General features: G+C 71.2%; 14 protein-coding genes. 4 read left to right on the top strand and 10 right to left on the bottom strand.

Annotated elements, in window-relative coordinates; translation table 11 throughout:
• Nucleotides 1-36: 36 nt before the first annotated feature.
• Complete coding sequence (gene sodX / locus E6R62_RS21085; RefSeq protein WP_136215064.1) at nt 37-456, top strand: nickel-type superoxide dismutase maturation protease; 420 nt, start codon at nt 37-39, stop codon at nt 454-456.
• On the opposite strand, the gene E6R62_RS21080 is transcribed toward sodX, so the two are convergent.
• From E6R62_RS21080 to E6R62_RS21065, 4 genes are all read right to left on the bottom strand, one after another.
• Complete coding sequence (locus E6R62_RS21080) at nt 360-989, bottom strand: CGNR zinc finger domain-containing protein (RefSeq protein ID WP_136215063.1); 630 nt, start codon at nt 987-989, stop codon at nt 360-362. The genes sodX and E6R62_RS21080 overlap by 97 nt on opposite strands.
• A gap of 271 nt (nt 990-1260) precedes the next feature.
• The gene (locus tag E6R62_RS21075; protein WP_136215062.1) at nt 1261-2028 is read right to left on the bottom strand and encodes an amino acid ABC transporter ATP-binding protein; all 768 of its coding nucleotides are present in this window, start codon (nt 2026-2028) and stop codon (nt 1261-1263) included.
• A complete protein-coding gene (locus E6R62_RS21070) occupies nt 2025-2975 on the bottom strand; it encodes an amino acid ABC transporter permease (protein WP_136215061.1) in 951 nt (316 codons plus the stop codon). Before E6R62_RS21070 ends, E6R62_RS21075 begins: the two co-directional genes overlap by 4 nt.
• A gap of 36 nt (nt 2976-3011) precedes the next feature.
• Entirely contained in the window at nt 3012-3968 is a 957-nt protein-coding gene (locus tag E6R62_RS21065; RefSeq protein WP_136215060.1) for an ABC transporter substrate-binding protein, read from the bottom strand.
• Nucleotides 3969-4505: 537 nt separating this feature from the next.
• On the opposite strand from E6R62_RS21065, the gene E6R62_RS21055 reads away from it, so the two are divergent.
• Complete coding sequence (locus E6R62_RS21055) at nt 4506-5696, top strand: NADP-dependent malic enzyme (RefSeq protein ID WP_276615637.1); 1191 nt, start codon at nt 4506-4508, stop codon at nt 5694-5696.
• Nucleotides 5697-6208: 512 nt separating this feature from the next.
• Nucleotides 6209-7171, top strand: a complete 963-nt coding sequence (locus E6R62_RS21050; protein ID WP_136215057.1) for a zinc-binding dehydrogenase — start codon at nt 6209-6211, stop codon at nt 7169-7171.
• A 329-nt stretch (nt 7172-7500) separates the two neighbouring features.
• Here E6R62_RS21050 and E6R62_RS21045 read toward each other — a convergent pair whose 3' ends face one another.
• The 3 genes from E6R62_RS21045 to E6R62_RS21035 all read right to left on the bottom strand — a co-directional run bounded on the left by E6R62_RS21045 (nt 7501) and on the right by E6R62_RS21035 (nt 10500).
• A complete protein-coding gene (locus tag E6R62_RS21045; RefSeq protein WP_136215056.1) occupies nt 7501-8421 on the bottom strand; it encodes a helix-turn-helix transcriptional regulator in 921 nt (306 codons plus the stop codon).
• A gap of 1 nt (nt 8422) precedes the next feature.
• Complete coding sequence (locus E6R62_RS21040) at nt 8423-9352, bottom strand: DUF4097 family beta strand repeat-containing protein (RefSeq protein WP_136215055.1); 930 nt, start codon at nt 9350-9352, stop codon at nt 8423-8425.
• Nucleotides 9353-9567: 215 nt separating this feature from the next.
• Complete coding sequence (locus E6R62_RS21035) at nt 9568-10500, bottom strand: LysR family transcriptional regulator (protein WP_136215054.1); 933 nt, start codon at nt 10498-10500, stop codon at nt 9568-9570.
• 205 nt (nt 10501-10705) lie between these two features.
• Here E6R62_RS21035 and snpA point away from each other — a divergent pair, with 205 nt between their 5' ends.
• Nucleotides 10706-11365 carry a snapalysin gene (snpA, locus tag E6R62_RS21030; RefSeq protein WP_136215053.1) on the top strand — a complete coding sequence of 220 codons (660 nt, stop codon included), beginning with the start codon at nt 10706-10708 and terminating at the stop codon, nt 11363-11365.
• 304 nt (nt 11366-11669) lie between these two features.
• Here snpA and E6R62_RS21020 read toward each other — a convergent pair whose 3' ends face one another.
• The 3 genes from E6R62_RS21020 to E6R62_RS21010 form a co-directional block, all read right to left on the bottom strand.
• Complete coding sequence (locus E6R62_RS21020) at nt 11670-12272, bottom strand: GNAT family N-acetyltransferase (protein WP_136215051.1); 603 nt, start codon at nt 12270-12272, stop codon at nt 11670-11672.
• Between the two features lie 126 nt (nt 12273-12398).
• Nucleotides 12399-13451 carry a family 2 encapsulin nanocompartment cargo protein polyprenyl transferase gene (locus E6R62_RS21015; RefSeq protein ID WP_136215050.1) on the bottom strand — a complete coding sequence of 351 codons (1053 nt, stop codon included), beginning with the start codon at nt 13449-13451 and terminating at the stop codon, nt 12399-12401.
• Nucleotides 13452-13483: 32 nt separating this feature from the next.
• Nucleotides 13484-14896, bottom strand: a complete 1413-nt coding sequence (locus E6R62_RS21010) for a family 2B encapsulin nanocompartment shell protein (protein WP_136215049.1) — start codon at nt 14894-14896, stop codon at nt 13484-13486.
• Nucleotides 14897-14973 lie beyond the last annotated feature (77 nt).

Raw genomic sequence — 14973 nt, 5'->3', positions numbered from 1 at the left:
GTGCGGCAGCATGCGGGAGGGACGAGGAGGTCGTGAATGGTGGAGAAGAAGCGCCCGGACACCCGGTTCGGGCTGGCCGAGGTGTCGGGGCCCTCGATGGTCCCGACCCTGCTGCACGGGGACCGGCTGCTGGTCCGCTACGGGGCCGTCGTGCGCCCGGGGGCCGTGGTGGTGCTGCGCCACCCCTTCCAGCAGGACCTGCTGGTGGTGAAGCGGGCGGTGGAGCGGCGGCCGGGCGGCTGGTGGGTGCTCGGCGACAACCCGTACAACGCGACCGGTGACAGCACCGACTACGGGACGGTGCCCGAGGAGCTGGTGCTGGCGACGGCCGTACTGCGGCTGCGACCGCTCCCGGGCGGTCAGCGTTCGCTGAGGGCGTGGCTGTCCTGGGGGGCTTCGGCGCTGCGACCGCTGCGGGCCGACTCCTCGGCCTCCAGCCGCTTGCGGGCCCGGTAGGCGGCCACGTTCGCCCGGGTGGCGCAGCGGTCGGAGCAGTAGCGCCGGGACCGGTTGGTGGAGGTGTCGAGGTAGGCGTTGCGGCACGGCGGTGCCTGGCACAGGCCGAGGCGGTCGGGGCCGTGCTCGGTGAGGTGGAAGGCCAGCCCGAAGGAGGCGAGGGCGGCGTATCCGGCGGAGGCGTTCGAGGGGTGGTCGGCGAGGTGGATGTGCCAGTGGGGGCGACCGTCCTCGCCGATCGAGTCGTGGCCGGTCACCTGGGGGCTGACCGGGAACTCCATGAGCAGGGAGTTCAGCAGGTCGACGGCGAGGACGTGGTCGCCGCCGTCGGCGGCCTCGAAGACGGCGCGCAGCCGGCCGCGGACGTTGCGGAAGCGCGTGACGTCGGCGTCGGTCACGCGGCGGGCGGCCTGCACCCCGGGGCCGAAGAGCGCGCGCACGGCGTCCACGGAGGTGAGGGCGTCCTTGTTGCGGGCCGGCTCCTCGGTGTTGACCAGGCGCACGGCGTAGTCCGAGTAATGGGCCAGTTCCACTTGTGGTCCTTATGGCTGCGGAGGAAGGTCCCTGTAACAACTGAGACAGCTACAAGGGTATTACGGCCGCATCGGCTCGTGAGCGCGTCGGGGGACGGCGAGGGACACCGGCCGGCTCCGTCCCGCGTGCGGTACCGGAAGTATTACGGACCGCGTCCGCCGGTGGTTCCCGAGCTGCCGCAAGGCAACGCGAAAGGGGCGGTACGGGTGTCCGTACCGCCCCTCTCGCCCCGCGAAGGCTCCCACCGCGGCCGTGGCCGGCCGCGGTCGGTTACAACACCTTGGACAGGAAGGCCTTCGTCCGGTCGTGCTGCGGGTTGCCCAGGACCTCGCGCGGGTGGCCGGATTCGACCACCACACCGCCGTCCATGAAGACGAGGTTGTCGCCGACCTCGCGGGCGAAGCCCATCTCGTGGGTCACCACGATCATGGTCATGCCCGATTCGGCCAGGTCCCGCATGACGTCGAGGACGTCGCCGACGAGCTCCGGGTCGAGCGCCGAGGTGGGCTCGTCGAAGAGCATCAGCTTGGGCTCCATGGCCAGCGCGCGGGCGATCGCCACACGCTGCTGCTGGCCGCCGGAGAGCTGCGAGGGGTAGTTCCCGCCCTTGTCGCCGAGGCCGACGCGGTCGAGCAGCTTGACGGCGCGCTCGCGCGCCACCGCCTTGCTCTCGCCCTTGACCTGGACGGGGGCCTCCATGACGTTCTCGATGGCCGTCATGTGCGGGAACAGGTTGAAGCGCTGGAAGACCATGCCGATCTCGCGGCGCTGCGCCGCGACCTCGCTGTCCTTCAGCTCGTAGAGCTTGTCGCCCTTCTGGCGGTAGCCCACCAGCTGCCCGTCCACCGACAGCCGCCCGGAGTTGATGCGCTCCAGGTGGTTGATGCAGCGCAGGAAGGTCGACTTGCCGGAGCCGGACGGGCCGACCAGGCAGAAGACCTCGCGCGGGGCGACTTCGAGGTCGATGCCCCGCAGGATGTGGGCGGCGCCGTACGACTTGTGGACGCCTTCTGCCTTGACCATCGGCTGGGCGGTCATCGCGCGACCTCCGTACGGCGGAACATGTTGAGGTTGGCACGCAGGCGCTGGAACGGCGTCGGCGGCAGGCTCCGCGTGGAACCTCGGGCGAAGCGGCGCTCCAGGTAGTACTGGCCGACGCTGAACACGCTGGTCAGGGCCAGGTACCAGATGGATGCCACGAACAGCATCTCCATGATGGCACCGGCCGTGTTGCCGATGTTCGACGAGGCCCGTAGGAGCTCGGTGTACTGGACGGCCGAAACCAGTGAGGAGGTTTTCAGCATGTTGATGAACTCGTTGCCGGTCGGCGGGATGATCACCCGCATCGCCTGCGGCAGCACGATCCGTCGCATGGTCTTCGTCTGGGGCATGCCGAGCGCGTGCGCGGCCTCGGTCTGGCCCTCGTCGACGGACTGGATGCCGGCCCGGACGATCTCCGCCATGTAGGCGCCCTCGTTCAGGCCCAGCCCCAGCAGGGCGACCATGAACGGGGTCATGACGGCGACGGTGTAGTTCTTGTAGATCGGTCCGAGGTTGATGTACTCGAAGATCAGCGACAGGTTGAACCACACCAGCAGCTGGACGTACACCGGGGTGCCGCGGAAGAACCAGATGTAGAGCCAGGAGACGGCACTGGTCACCGGGTTGTTGGACAGGCGCATCACCGCGAAGACGATGCCGAGCACGAGGCCCAGCGCCATGGCCGCGACGCTGATGAGCACCGTGTTCCACAGACCGCTCAGGACGGCCGGGTCGAAGAGCTTGTCCCCGACCGTCGCCCAGATGACGTTGCCCTGGGAGAAGGCGTAGACGAGCCAGGCCAGGAGCGCGACGACGATGACGCCGCTGATCCAGCGGCCGTAGTGCCGCACGGGAATTGCCTTGATCGCCTCGTACGGGGTTCCCGAGGCGCCGGGTCCGGCCGGCGGGGTTGCGGCCGGACCCTTGTCGATCTTGTCAGTCACAATGACTGCCCTTCAGTGGAGCGTGGAGCGCGGGACTTACTGACCGGCGTTGACCGTCGCGGACTTGACTGCACTGTCCTGCACGTTCCACTTCTCCAGCGCCTTGCCGTAGGAGCCGTCCTTGATGGCGGCGTCCAGGGCCTGCTTGAGGGCGTCGCGCAGCTGCGTGTTGTCCTTGCTGACGCCGATGCCGAAGAGGCCGACGCCGGTCTGCTGGCCGGCGATCTCGAAGTCGTTGCCGCCGCCGGAGGTCTTCACCGTGTACGCGGCGACCGGGTAGTCGTTCAGGTCGGCGACGGCGCCGCCGGCCTTGACGCGGGTCTGCGCCTCGGCGTCGGTGTCGAAGGCCTGGATGGTGAGCTTCTTGTCACCGCACTTGTCGGCCTGCTTCTTGAACTCGTCCTCGTAGGTGGTGCCGCGCTGGACGGCGACGGTCTTGCCGCACAGGTCGTCCAGGGTCTTGATGCCCTCGGGGTTGCCCTTCTTGACCAGGAGCGAGAGACCGGAGGAGAAGTAGTCGACGAAGTCGATGCCCTTTCCGATCTTCTGGCCCTTGTCGTCCAGGCCCTCCTGGCGCTGCTTGTTGTCCGTGATGGAGGACATGATCGCGTCTTCGCGGCCGGTGTAGATCGAGGTGATCAGACCGTCGAAGGTGCCCGCGGTGAACTGGACCTTCACACCGAGCTGCTTGCCGAGCGCGTCCGCGATGTCGGGGTCCACACCGACGATCTTGCCGTTCTCGACGAATTCCATCGGGGCGTACGCGGAGTCGGTACCGACCTTGATGACACCGGCGTCCTGGATCTTCTTCGGCAGGGCCGAGAAGAGGGGGGCGCTGCTGGACTTGGTACCGGTCGAGGCGCCGTCGCCCGAGCCGCCCTTGGTCTGGTCGCCACAGCCGGTGAGGATCAGGGCGCCGGCGACCGCGATCGCGCCGACCGCGGCGATCCGGGACCGTGCGGCGGTCGTACGACGGGTGGTGCTTGCGGTCATGAGCTGGTTCCTCCGGCAGTGGGGAAAAAAGCATCCGAGAACGGTCGGGCACGCACCATCGAGTGCAGCGACCTTGTGTGATTACGGCATCTTGCCATTCGGACCACGACATTCAGGGTGGCCGTCAGGTCAAAATCGGATAACGGGCGACCCCGGGTTCCCAACAGGACTGCGGCGAGCGGGCTGCGTGGCCGCACTATGCACTGCCACCAGGCCCTTTGACCGCAGTTTTTACTGTCGGTCTCGTCTATCGGACACCAACGTCCGGACTTTCCGCCGAAACCGGGGCAAGAGACCTGCGAACGTGAGGCAATCGACTCGTCCGGGGGGCCGTTTTTCAGGTAGAACAGATCCTTACACCCCTCATCCGGGGCTCAGGGCGCGCGTGCGGCGCGCCCGCGCGTACGAACCTCCCCTTCGCGGAGGCGGGCCGAACCCGTCGATGCGGAGACGGACGCGGTGCCCGCCCACCCCTTAACCAGGAGTGGTCACCCTCAACGATTAAAGACTTAAGGGGTCAAACAAGTGGCAGCGGAGATCGTCAATCCTCGCAGCGACAGCGTGACGGACAACAACCCCGACGCGGTGTTCGCACTGCACCGGGGCGGCAAGATGGCCGTGCAGGCCACCGTGCCGGTCCGCGACAAGGACGACCTGTCCCTCGCGTACACGCCCGGCGTGGCGAAGGTCTGCAGCGCCATCGCGGAGAATCCGGAACTCGTCAACGAGTACACGTGGAAGTCCAACGTGGTCGCCGTCGTCACCGACGGCACGGCCGTGCTGGGCCTCGGGGACATCGGTCCCGAGGCCTCCCTCCCGGTGATGGAGGGCAAGGCCATCCTGTTCAAGCAGTTCGGTGGAGTGGACGCGGTCCCGATCGCGCTCGCCACCAAAGACACGGACGAGATCATCGAGACGGTCATCCGTCTCGCGCCGTCCTTCGGCGGGGTGAACCTGGAGGACATCTCCGCCCCCCGTTGCTTCGAGATCGAGCGCCGGCTCCAGGAAGCCCTGGACATCCCGATCTTCCACGACGACCAGCACGGCACGGCCATCGTGACGCTGGCCGCCCTGCGCAACGCGGCGAAGCTCACCGGCCGCACCCTCGGCGACCTGCGAGCCGTGATCTCGGGCGCCGGCGCGGCGGGCATCGCCATCGCCAAGATCCTGGTGGACGCGGGCATCGGCGACGTGTGCGTCACCGACCGCAAGGGCGTCGTCTCGGCGGACCGCTCGGACCTGACGGACGTCAAGGCCGAGATCGCGGGCCTGACGAACAAGACCGGTCAGTCCGGCCCCCTGGAAGCGGCCCTCGTCGGCGCGGACGTCTTCATCGGCGTCTCCGGTGGCACGGTCCCCGAGGAGGCGGTGGCGACCATGGCGAAGGACTGCTTCGTGTTCGCCATGGCCAACCCGAACCCGGAGGTCCACCCCGACGTCGCGCACAAGTACGCGGCGGTCGTGGCCACCGGCCGGTCGGACTTCCCGAACCAGATCAACAACGTGCTGGCCTTCCCGGGCATCTTCGCGGGCGCCCTCAAGGTCCGCGCGACCCGGATCACCGAAGGCATGAAGATCGCCGCCGCCGACGCCATCGCGGGCGTCGTGGGTGACGAGCTCGCCGCCGACTACGTGATCCCGTCGCCGTTCGACGAGCGCGTCGCCGAGGCCGTCGCGGCCGCGGTCGCCGCCGCCGCGAAGGCGGACGGCGTGGCCCGGCTCGCCTGACCGCCGCTTCGGCCACACGTGTGACGTACGGGCAAGGGCCCGGCCTGATGATCCATCCGGCCGGGCCCTTCCCGTTTTCCCCTGTTCCCGCCATGACGGACACCGGGCCGCGGACGCACCCTCCTGGCCCCCGAACCGGGAGGGGTCGCCGCGCCTGTCGTGGGCCCGGACGCGCGGGAAAGCGACGCACCGACCACACGAAGAGAACCGCGGCGCCAATGACAGGCTCATGGTGAGCGCGCCGCATGGCCAGAATGTTACCCCCGATCTCGGGCCGTCCTGACATTCCGGTTCGCTGCCCGAAGACACCAAACCGGCTGGTACGGGTGGCAGTTGAGGAGTGGGTCATTCCTTCCGGACGGGCGTGACACGCCGCCCGTTCCAGACGCGGAAATACCCTTGTCCGGTTCCCGCCCCCCATGTATCGGCCGGCGGGAGACTGCGACGAAGGCCTCACCCCCGGCGCCCCGACAGGGGTGGCCCCGCGCGCTACCGGGCGGTAGCGTCGCGGCATGTTCGCTGCCTATGCCGCCCGAATCGACCGCGACCAGCCGCTGAACGGCCTTGAACTGGGCGAGCGCCCGGCTCCCGGGGCCCGCCCCGGCTGGGTGACCGTCAACGTCAAGGCCGCCTCCCTCAACCACCACGACCTGTGGTCGCTGCGCGGGGTGGGTCTCGGCGAGGACAAACTCCCGATGATCCTCGGCTGTGACGCGGCCGGCACCGACCAGGACGGCAACGAGGTCGTCCTGCACTCCGTGATCGGCCAGAGCGGTCACGGGGTCGGCCCGGACGAGCCCCGGTCGATCCTGACCGAGCGCTACCAGGGAACCTTCGCGGAACAGGTGACCGTCCCCGCCTGGAACGTGCTGCGCAAGCCCGCCGAGCTGTCCTTCGAGGAAGCCGCCTGCCTGCCGACGGCCTGGCTGACGGCCTACCGGATGCTGTTCACCAACGCCGGGGTACGCCCGGGCGACTCAGTCCTCGTGCAGGGCGCGGGCGGCGGCGTCGCCACCGCCGCGATCGTCCTCGGCAAGGCGGCCGGCCTGCGGGTCTTCGCCACGAGTCGCGACGAGGCGAAGCGCAAGCGCGCGGTCGAGCTGGGCGCGGTGGAGGCGTACGAGCCGGGCGCGCGGCTGCCCCGGCGGGTGGACGCCGTCATCGAGACGGTGGGCGCGGCCACCTGGTCGCATTCGGTGAAGTCCCTGCGCCCCGGCGGCACGCTCGTCATCTCCGGCGCGACGAGCGGCGACAGGCCGGCGCACGCGGAGCTGACGCGGATCTTCTTCCTGGAGCTGAAGGTGGTGGGCTCCACGATGGGCTCGAAGGACGAGTTGGAGGACCTCCTGGCGTTCTGCGCGGCCACCGGCGTCCGTCCCGTGATCGACGAGGTCCTCCCCCTGGAGCGCGCCCGCGAGGGCTTCGAGAAGCTCGCCTCGGGCGACCTCTTCGGCAAGATCGTCCTCACCGTCTGACCCTCCCCCACGGCCCGTCCGACCGGCGTTCGAGGCGGGGGCCGGGGCGGGGCCGGGGCGGCCCCCCGAACCGGCCCGCCGGCGTTCCCGGCGCCGGGCCGGGGGCAAGGCCCCAAGCCGTCGGTGGGCCGGGCCCGAACCGGCCGGCCCACCCCGCCGGGCACAACCCGGTGGGCCGGCACAACCCGGCCCACCGGCGTTCGAGGCGGGAGGCCGGGGCGGCACCGCGAACCATCCTCGCCGGGCATTGAGGCGCGGGGGCCCGGCGGGGCCCCGGGGAGTTCCGAGCGCGGCGAGGGGGCCCGACCGCGACCCCGTGGGGCCGTGCCCTACGCCTGGTCCGGGCGGAGCGCCGCCGTCACCCGGTTCGCCGCCGCGGCCAGGTGGGCCCGGGCCTCGGCCAGTTGCGCCGGGGACACCCCGTGGTCACGGGCCGCGTCCCTGACGTCGTCGCGGAAGCGGTCGAGCAGCCGGTCCAGGTCCCGGACGGGGTCGGCCGTCGGGGCCAGGTCCTCGGCCCAGCCGGCCCCCGCCCCGGCGGTCGGCGCGCCCGCGTGCGTACCCCCACCCGCCCCGGCACCGGCACCGGCGTGCCCACCCGAGCCACCCAGCCACGCGCCGGCCAGGCTGCCGAGCACCCCGCCGGACTTGGCGAACTGCTCCTGCAACTGGCTCGCGATGCGCTGGACCTCCTCGCGCGCCCGCTCCTGGGCCTCCTTGGCCTGGCGGCGGGCCTGCTGCGCCTCCTCGCGCGCCCGGCGGCTCTCGTCCTTCGCCCGCCGCGCCTGCTCCTTCCACTCCGCCTTCGCCTTGCGGAGCTCCTCCTTGGCCGCCTTCCAGCCCTCGTCCTCGACCTGGGTGGCCGTCGCCGAGGCGGCCGCCGCCCGCATCTCGCGCCGCAGGTCCCCCGCGGCGCCCCGGACGTCGTCGCGGATCTCGGCGGCCAGTTCGGAGACCGAGTCGCGGATCTCCAGTTCCAGGTCGGCGAGTTCCCCGCCCCGGTCGGCGAGTTCGGCGCGGCCCGCCTCGGTGATGGAGTACACCTTGCGCCCGCCCTCGGTGGCGTACGTGACCAGCCCCTCCGCCTCCAGTTTGGCCAGGCGCGGGTACACCGTGCCCGCGGAGGGCGCGTACAGCCCCTGGAACCGCTCCTCCAGCAGCCGGATCACCTCGTAGCCGTGGCGCGGGGCCTCGTCCAGCAGCTTGAGCAGGTAGAGGCGCAGACGTCCGTGGGCGAAGACGGGCGGCATGTCAGAGCACCTTCTTGTCGAGCGCGAGCGGGGCGGCGGCATCGGGGCTGTCGGCCGCCGGGCGGCGCAGCAGGGCGATGGCGCCGGAGACGGTGGTGGCGCGCAGCGTCCCGGTACCGGCGCCGAGCGTGCCGGTGATCCGCTTGGCGGCCCACTGTCCGGTGACCCTGAGGTCCTCGAAGGCGTTGGAGACGCCGCCGGTGGCGGTGTTGGCCTCCACACGGGCGTCGGCGGGGTGCGGGAGGCGGATCGCCACCTGTCCGGAGACGGAGTTCAGCGAGATGTCGACGGGGCGCGCGTCGGCCGGGTCGAGTACGAGGTCGATGAGCATGTCACCGCTGACCGAGTCGGCCCGTACGCTGCCGCCCGCGCCGTCGACGACGGTCAGGCCGCCGGAGACGGAGTGGAAGGCGAACTCGCCGGTCACGGACTGCGCCTCGACGCTGCCGGACACCGTGTTGGCCTTCACCTTGCCGGAGAGGCCCACCAGGGTCGTGTCGCCGCTGACGCCGTTGACGTCGGTGGCTCCGCCGATGCCGGAGACGAAGGTGGTCGCGCTGACGGTGGCCAGTTGGACGACCGTGGCGGCGGGGACGGTGAGGGTGACGGCGGCGCTGCGCTCCCAGGCCTTGCGGCCGTCGGCGGAGCTGCCGGACCAGGCCTTCCAGGGCTTGCCCTCGAACCACTTCTTGAAGCCCTGGGAACCGTTCCAGGGGAGGTCCTCGTAGGAGAGGGTGAGCGTTCCGCCCTCCTGTACGACGTGCAGGGGAGGCCCGCTGACCTCGGCCACTTCGAGCCGGGCGGGGCCCTCGTCGGCGGCGGCGACCACGTTCACGGTGCCGCCGACGACGCGGACGCGGAGTTCCCTCACCGGCTGCTCGAAGGTGAGCTTCTGCGGTTCGGCGACGGACCACGTCATCTGCTCTGCCATGGTTCTGATCCTCCTCGTGGGCGCACGGACGGGCTCGACGCTCGCAACATATCGCGTCTTCTACAGAACACGATATATCGCGGATCGGCGAAGTCAAGCGGCCGACACGGCGCGGCGCCGGCCCGTGGGCGGGCAGCACGAGGACCGGACGGGGTCCGGGGCGCAGGGAGGGAAGAGGTGGGGCGGGAGGGCCGGCGCACGGGGCCGGGCACGGGCTACGCGGCCAGCAGCGGGCTTCCGTGGTGGTGGAGCCACGCCCGGTAGGGCGGGGTGCGCAGGGCGGCCTCGCGATAGGCGGCGCGGAGGTCCTCGTACACCTCGCCGTGCGCGCCCGGCCGGCTCGCCAGCAGCAGCCGCACGGCGAGGGGGTCGCCCGAGAGCGGCCGGATCGCCATGTCGTCGCGGGGTACGGAGGTCGGCTGGCAGGGGGCGACCGCCTCGCCGGAGACGATCAGCGACGCCGCGGTGTGGTAATCGGCGTGCAGCACCGGCGGGTCCACCCCGGCGCCCGCGAAGACCCGCCGCAGTCCGTCCCATTCGCCGTCCACCGACGGGTCGACCGTCCAGCGGTCCGCGGCGAGTTCCCGTAACTCCACCACCGGCCTGCGCGCGGCGGGATGGTCCCGGGACATGGACACGAACTGCGGCTCGCGCTCCATCAGGACGCGCACCTCCAGCCCCGGCGGCACCCGCAGCGGGCACCCCTCGACCTCGTGCACGAAGGCCACGTCCAGTTGTCCCGCCTCCACCATCCGCAGCAGGGCGTTGGCCGACACGTCGACCACCAGCGAGGTTTCCGTCTCGGGCGCGCGCCGGTGCAGTCTGCGCAACCAGCCCGGCAGGGCCCGGCTGGCCGTCGAGCCGATCCGCAGGCGCGGCCCGCGGGCGACCGCGCGGGCGTCGGCGACCAGAGCGGCCATCTCGGCCAGCAGGGGTCGGGCCCGGCCCAGTACGGTACGGCCGAACGGCGTGGGCCGGCAGCCGGTCCTCTCGCGGAGGAACAGCTCGCCCTCCAGGGCCCGTTCGATCCGGCGGAGCTGCGTCGTGAGGGAGGGCTGGCTCACGCCGAGCTGCCGCGCGGCCTTGTGCAGGCTGCCGGCGTCGGCGATGGCGCACAGTGCGCGCAGGTGCCTCACCTCAAGCTCCATGACCAGAGAGTAGGACGGCCCCTGGCGGCCGCACCAGCCACAGGTATCCCCCCGAATCCCGCCAATTTCGCGGAAGTTGGCCTGCCGAAAACCCACCGATAGGCCGGTGTTATCGGTGGCTGACATCATCCGCCCGGCACCCGCGCTCCCGCAGACTCCGGTTCGAACAACCCACCCCCCACCGGATGAGTAGGAGCTCCCCCACATGCGCCACTCCCGTACGGCCGTTCCGGCCGCCACCATCGGTTTCGTCCTGGCGGCCGCCCTGGTCGGTATCGCACCCACCGCCGGCGCCGCACCGGCCCCCTCCGGCAACCCCGCGAGCTACGCCGCCTACCAGGGCTCGCAGGAGAACCAGGCCGCCAACCGGGCCTTCTTCGAAGCCGTCCAGCGCTCGGTGGCCGAGCAGCGCGCCGCGAACCCGGGCATCCAGTCCGTCACCGTCACGTACAACACCCGCAACGCGCCCAGCTTCCGTACCGTGATAGCCCGTTCCACGCAGATCTGGAACGGCTCGGTGTCCAACGTCAAGCTCCAGGAGGTGTCCTCGGGCGGGAACTTCTCCTACCGGGAGGGCAACGACTCGCGGGGTTCGTACGCGAGCACCGACGGCCACGGCCGCGGCTACATCTTCCTCGACTACGCGCAGAACCAGCAGTACGACTCGACCCGGGTGACCGCGCACGAGACCGGCCACGTGCTGGGCCTGCCGGACCACTACTCGGGCCCGTGCAGCGAGCTGATGTCGGGCGGCGGGCCGGGCACCTCCTGCACGAACCCGTACCCGAACAGCACCGAGCGCTCCCGGGTGAACCAACTGTGGGCGAACGGCCTGGTCGCCTCGGGCCTGGGCACCAAGAGCTGACCCACCGAGCCCGTTCGGGCCGAGCCCGGACCGTGCCTGACCGCCCGGTCCGGGCCCGGGTTCCTAAGGTGCGTACCTGGGGCAGCCGGGGGCACGGCACGGTCCCGGACCCCACCGCGGTACGAAGATCCCGAGGGACTTGTGCCGCCCCACGATCACCCGCTCGACGGGTCGCCCGCAGGCCGGGCACGACTCCTGCTCGTGCCCGGCCGGCGGTGCGTCCGCCGCTCCAGCGCCCTGTCGCTCGTCACCGGCCATACCTCCACGGTAGGCCGGTTCGGCGCATCCGGCGGCGCGGGAGCCGTCACGGCTGGGGCTTGCGCCACATCGGCCACAACAGCGGCCCGTCCGGCAGCCGCACCGCCGTGCCCGTGAACCGCCACCCGAGCCGCTCGTACAGCGCCTTGCTGCGCTCGCTGCTCGCCTCCAGGTACGCCGGTACGCCCTCGCGGTCGCACCGCTCCAGCACCGGCCGCATCAGCTCCGTGCCCAGCCCCTCGCCCTGTCGCCCCGGCGCGACCGCGATCATCAGCAGGTACTCGTGGTCCTCGGCGGTGGGGTGCGCTTCGCCCGTCAGCCGGCCGACCAACTCGCAGCGCTCGTTGTCCGGGTCGGCCACCTCGCGCATCCTGGCGGGGATGTCGTCCTCGGCGGCCTCCTCCTCGTGGTCCCCGGCCGGGATGCGCAGCCACAGCGCCGCCGCCGAGCCGTCGGCCGCGTAGTCGATCCGCCCTTGGGCCAGCGCCACGTCGACGAACACGCCGAGGAACCTCCCGTGGACCGCGGCCCGGTGCTCCGGGTCGGGGAAGACCCAGCTGCTCACCGGGTCGTCGCGGAACGCCTCGTCCAGCAGCCGGGCCACCGCGTCCCGGTCCGTCTGATCCGCCGTACGTATCTCCAACACCACGGAACCCATCCCTCGCTCACGTCGCAACGACCGTGAGTGATCCTAGAGTTGGGCCCCGTACACGGACAGGCCTGTTCCGGCACCGTATGGTGCCGGAACAGGCCTGTCCCCGGGCGTCCTGCGCGGTCACCTGGTGCGGCGCGTGACGAACTCCGCCAGCGCCAGCAGACCGCCCGCCGCCCCGAGGTCCGGTACGGCCCGCGACAGCTGCTGCACCGCCCGGCCCATCCGGTCCGCCGCGTGGGCCTGCGCCCAGTCGCGGCCTCCGGCCCGGTCCACCGCGTCGGCCGCCCTTCGTACGTCGTCCCCGGTCATGGGTCCCGCGTACAGCTCGACCAGCTCCGCCCCGGCCGCGGTGCCCGAGGTGAGGGCGGCGACGACCGGCAGGGACTTCTTGCGGGCGATCAGGTCGGCCCCGGCGGGCTTTCCGGTGTGCCCGGGGTCACCCCAGATGCCGATCAGGTCGTCGATCAGCTGGAAGGCCAGCCCCGCCTCCCGGCCGAAGGCGTCCATCGCCTCGACCTGGTCCGGCCCGGCCCCCGCGTACAGGGCGCCCAACGCGCAGGCACAGCCCAACAGGGCGCCGGTCTTGGCGGTGGCCATCCTCAGGCACTCGTCGAGGGAGACGTCCGGTCGCTGTTCGAAGGCGCAGTCCGCCTGCTGCCCGGCGCACAGCTCGATGACGCAGGTCGCGAGCCGGGCGGCGGCCGCCGCCGAGGCCGGGTGCGGGTCCTCGGCGAGTTGCCTCAGCGCGAGCGCCATCATGGCGTCACCCGTGATGATCGCGTCCGGTATGCCGAAGACGGTCCAGGCCGTGGCACGGCCCCGCCGCCGGACGTCCTTGTCGATGACGTCGTCGTGCAGGAGCGTGAAATTGTGCGCCAGTTCCACGGCGACCGCCGCGCGTACGGCGTCCTCCTGCTCATCGCCGCCCGGTCCGCCCAGGGCCCGCGTCGCCGCGAGCACCAGGGCGGGGCGGATCGCCTTGCCCTCCCCGGCCGAGGCCGGGGTGCCGTCCGCGCCCTCCCAACCGAAGTGGTACATCGCCACCCGCCGCATGGACCCGGGCAGGCTCTCGACCGCCCGGCGCAGGCTCGGATTGACCGCTTCCCTCGTCCGTTCCAGCAGCGCGGCCGCTTCCTGGCCCTCGCCCGTGGTGACCGTGTCGGTCGTCGCCATCGTGTGCCCCGTCGTGCCCCGAGCCGGCCGGCTCAGCGCCAGCGGCCGATCTCGACGTTCTCCAGGACGCCGAGTGCGTCCGGCACCAGGACCGCGGCGGAGAAGTAGGCGGTCACCAGGTAGGAGATGATCGCCTGCTCGCTGATGCCCATGAAGCGCACCGACATGCTCGGCTCGATCTCGTCCGGGATGCCGGGCTGGTGGAGGCCGATCACGCCGGACTCGTCCTCGCCGGTGCGCATGCACAGGATCGAGGTCGTCCGGGCGTCACTGATCGGGATCTTGTTGCAGGGGAAGATCGGCACGCCCCGCCACGAGGGCACGCGGTTGCCGCCGACGTCGATGGACTCGGGGTAGAGGCCGCGCTTGTTGCACTCGCGCCCGAAGGCCGCGATGGCCTTGGGGTGGGCGAGGAAGAGCTTCGAGCCGCGCCGCATGCTGAGCAGCTGGTCCATGTCGTCCGGGCTGGGCGCGCCGTCGTGCGGCTGGATGCGCTGGTCGTAGTCGGCGTTGTGGAGCAGACCGAAGCCCGGGTTGTTGATCATCTCGTGCTCTTGACGCTCGCGCAGCGCCTCGACGGTGAGCCGCAACTGCTGCTCGGTCTGGTTCATCGGGTGGTTGTACAGGTCGGCGACGCGCGTGTGCACCCGGAGAACCGTTTGTGCGATGGAGAGTTCGTACTCGCGCGGGCGCGCCTCGTAGTCCACGAAGGTGCCGGGGAGTACGGCTTCGCCCTGGTGGCCGGCGGAGAGCTCGATCTCGGCCTCGCCGTGCTTGTTGGTGCGCTGGGGCGGCAGCGAGCGTTGCCGGTCCACGTGCGCGCGCAGGGAGTCGACCCGGTCCGCGAGGAGCTGGAAGTCCTGGCGGGACAGGACGAGGGCGGTTCCGGAGGTGACCGCCCGGGCGGTGTACTCCCAGATCGACTCCTCGTCGACGAGGGCGTCCTCGCCGAAGAAGGCGCCGTCCGCGACGGTGCGCAGCACCGCGTCCTCGCCGTAGGGGCCGGGGCCGACCTGCTCGATGCGGCCGTGGGCGAGGAGGAACACCTGGTCGGAGGCACTGCCGAAGGAGGTCAGCTCCTGGCCGGGCTCGAAGTCGATCTGCCGGCAACGGGCGGCGAGTTCGGTGAGGACGTCGAGGTCCTCGTAGTCGCGCAGCAGCGGGAGTTCGCCGAGTTCGGCCGGGATCACCTGCACCTGGGTCCCGGTCTTGACGAATTCCACGATGCCGTTGCCGACGGAGTAGCTCAGTCGCCGGTTGACCCGGTACGTGCCGCCCTGCACGGACACCCACGGCAGCATCTTCAGCAGCCACCGCGAGGTGATCTCCTGCATCTGCGGCGCGGACTTGGTCGTGGTTGCCAAGTTCCGCGCGGCCGAGGTGCCGAGACTCCGTTGCGGGGTCTGGGCCTGTGCTTCGGACTCGGAACCTGCCTGGACCGACATGTGTTTCCCTTTCGATCACTCCATGGATCTGCGGCTCCAGCTTTCAGTACGGAACGTAGTGAGACCATTACACAAAA

The organism is Streptomyces sp. A1136, assembly GCF_004795055.1.
Classification (GTDB): Bacteria; Actinomycetota; Actinomycetes; order Streptomycetales; family Streptomycetaceae; genus Streptomyces.
The sequence above is the reverse complement of the archived record's forward strand: the minus strand, read 5'-3'. Positions and strand labels throughout refer to the sequence as shown.

Bases quoted from the DNA above. Each gene is read 5' to 3' on its own strand.
- E6R62_RS21015 (WP_136215050.1), bottom strand. From the start codon at position 13,451: ATGGCGACGACCGACACGGTCACCACGGGCGAGGGCCAGGAAGCGGCC.
- E6R62_RS21045 (WP_136215056.1), bottom strand. From the start codon at position 8,421: ATGCCGCCCGTCTTCGCCCACGGACGTCTGCGCCTCTACCTGCTCAAG.
- sodX (WP_136215064.1), top strand. From the start codon at position 37: ATGGTGGAGAAGAAGCGCCCGGACACCCGGTTCGGGCTGGCCGAGGTG.
- snpA (WP_136215053.1), top strand. From the start codon at position 10,706: ATGCGCCACTCCCGTACGGCCGTTCCGGCCGCCACCATCGGTTTCGTC.
- E6R62_RS21065 (WP_136215060.1), bottom strand. From the start codon at position 3,968: ATGACCGCAAGCACCACCCGTCGTACGACCGCCGCACGGTCCCGGATC.
- E6R62_RS21075 (WP_136215062.1), bottom strand. From the start codon at position 2,028: ATGACCGCCCAGCCGATGGTCAAGGCAGAAGGCGTCCACAAGTCGTAC.
- E6R62_RS21035 (WP_136215054.1), bottom strand. From the start codon at position 10,500: ATGGAGCTTGAGGTGAGGCACCTGCGCGCACTGTGCGCCATCGCCGAC.
- E6R62_RS21050 (WP_136215057.1), top strand. From the start codon at position 6,209: ATGTTCGCTGCCTATGCCGCCCGAATCGACCGCGACCAGCCGCTGAAC.
- E6R62_RS21040 (WP_136215055.1), bottom strand. From the start codon at position 9,352: ATGGCAGAGCAGATGACGTGGTCCGTCGCCGAACCGCAGAAGCTCACC.
- E6R62_RS21010 (WP_136215049.1), bottom strand. From the start codon at position 14,896: ATGTCGGTCCAGGCAGGTTCCGAGTCCGAAGCACAGGCCCAGACCCCG.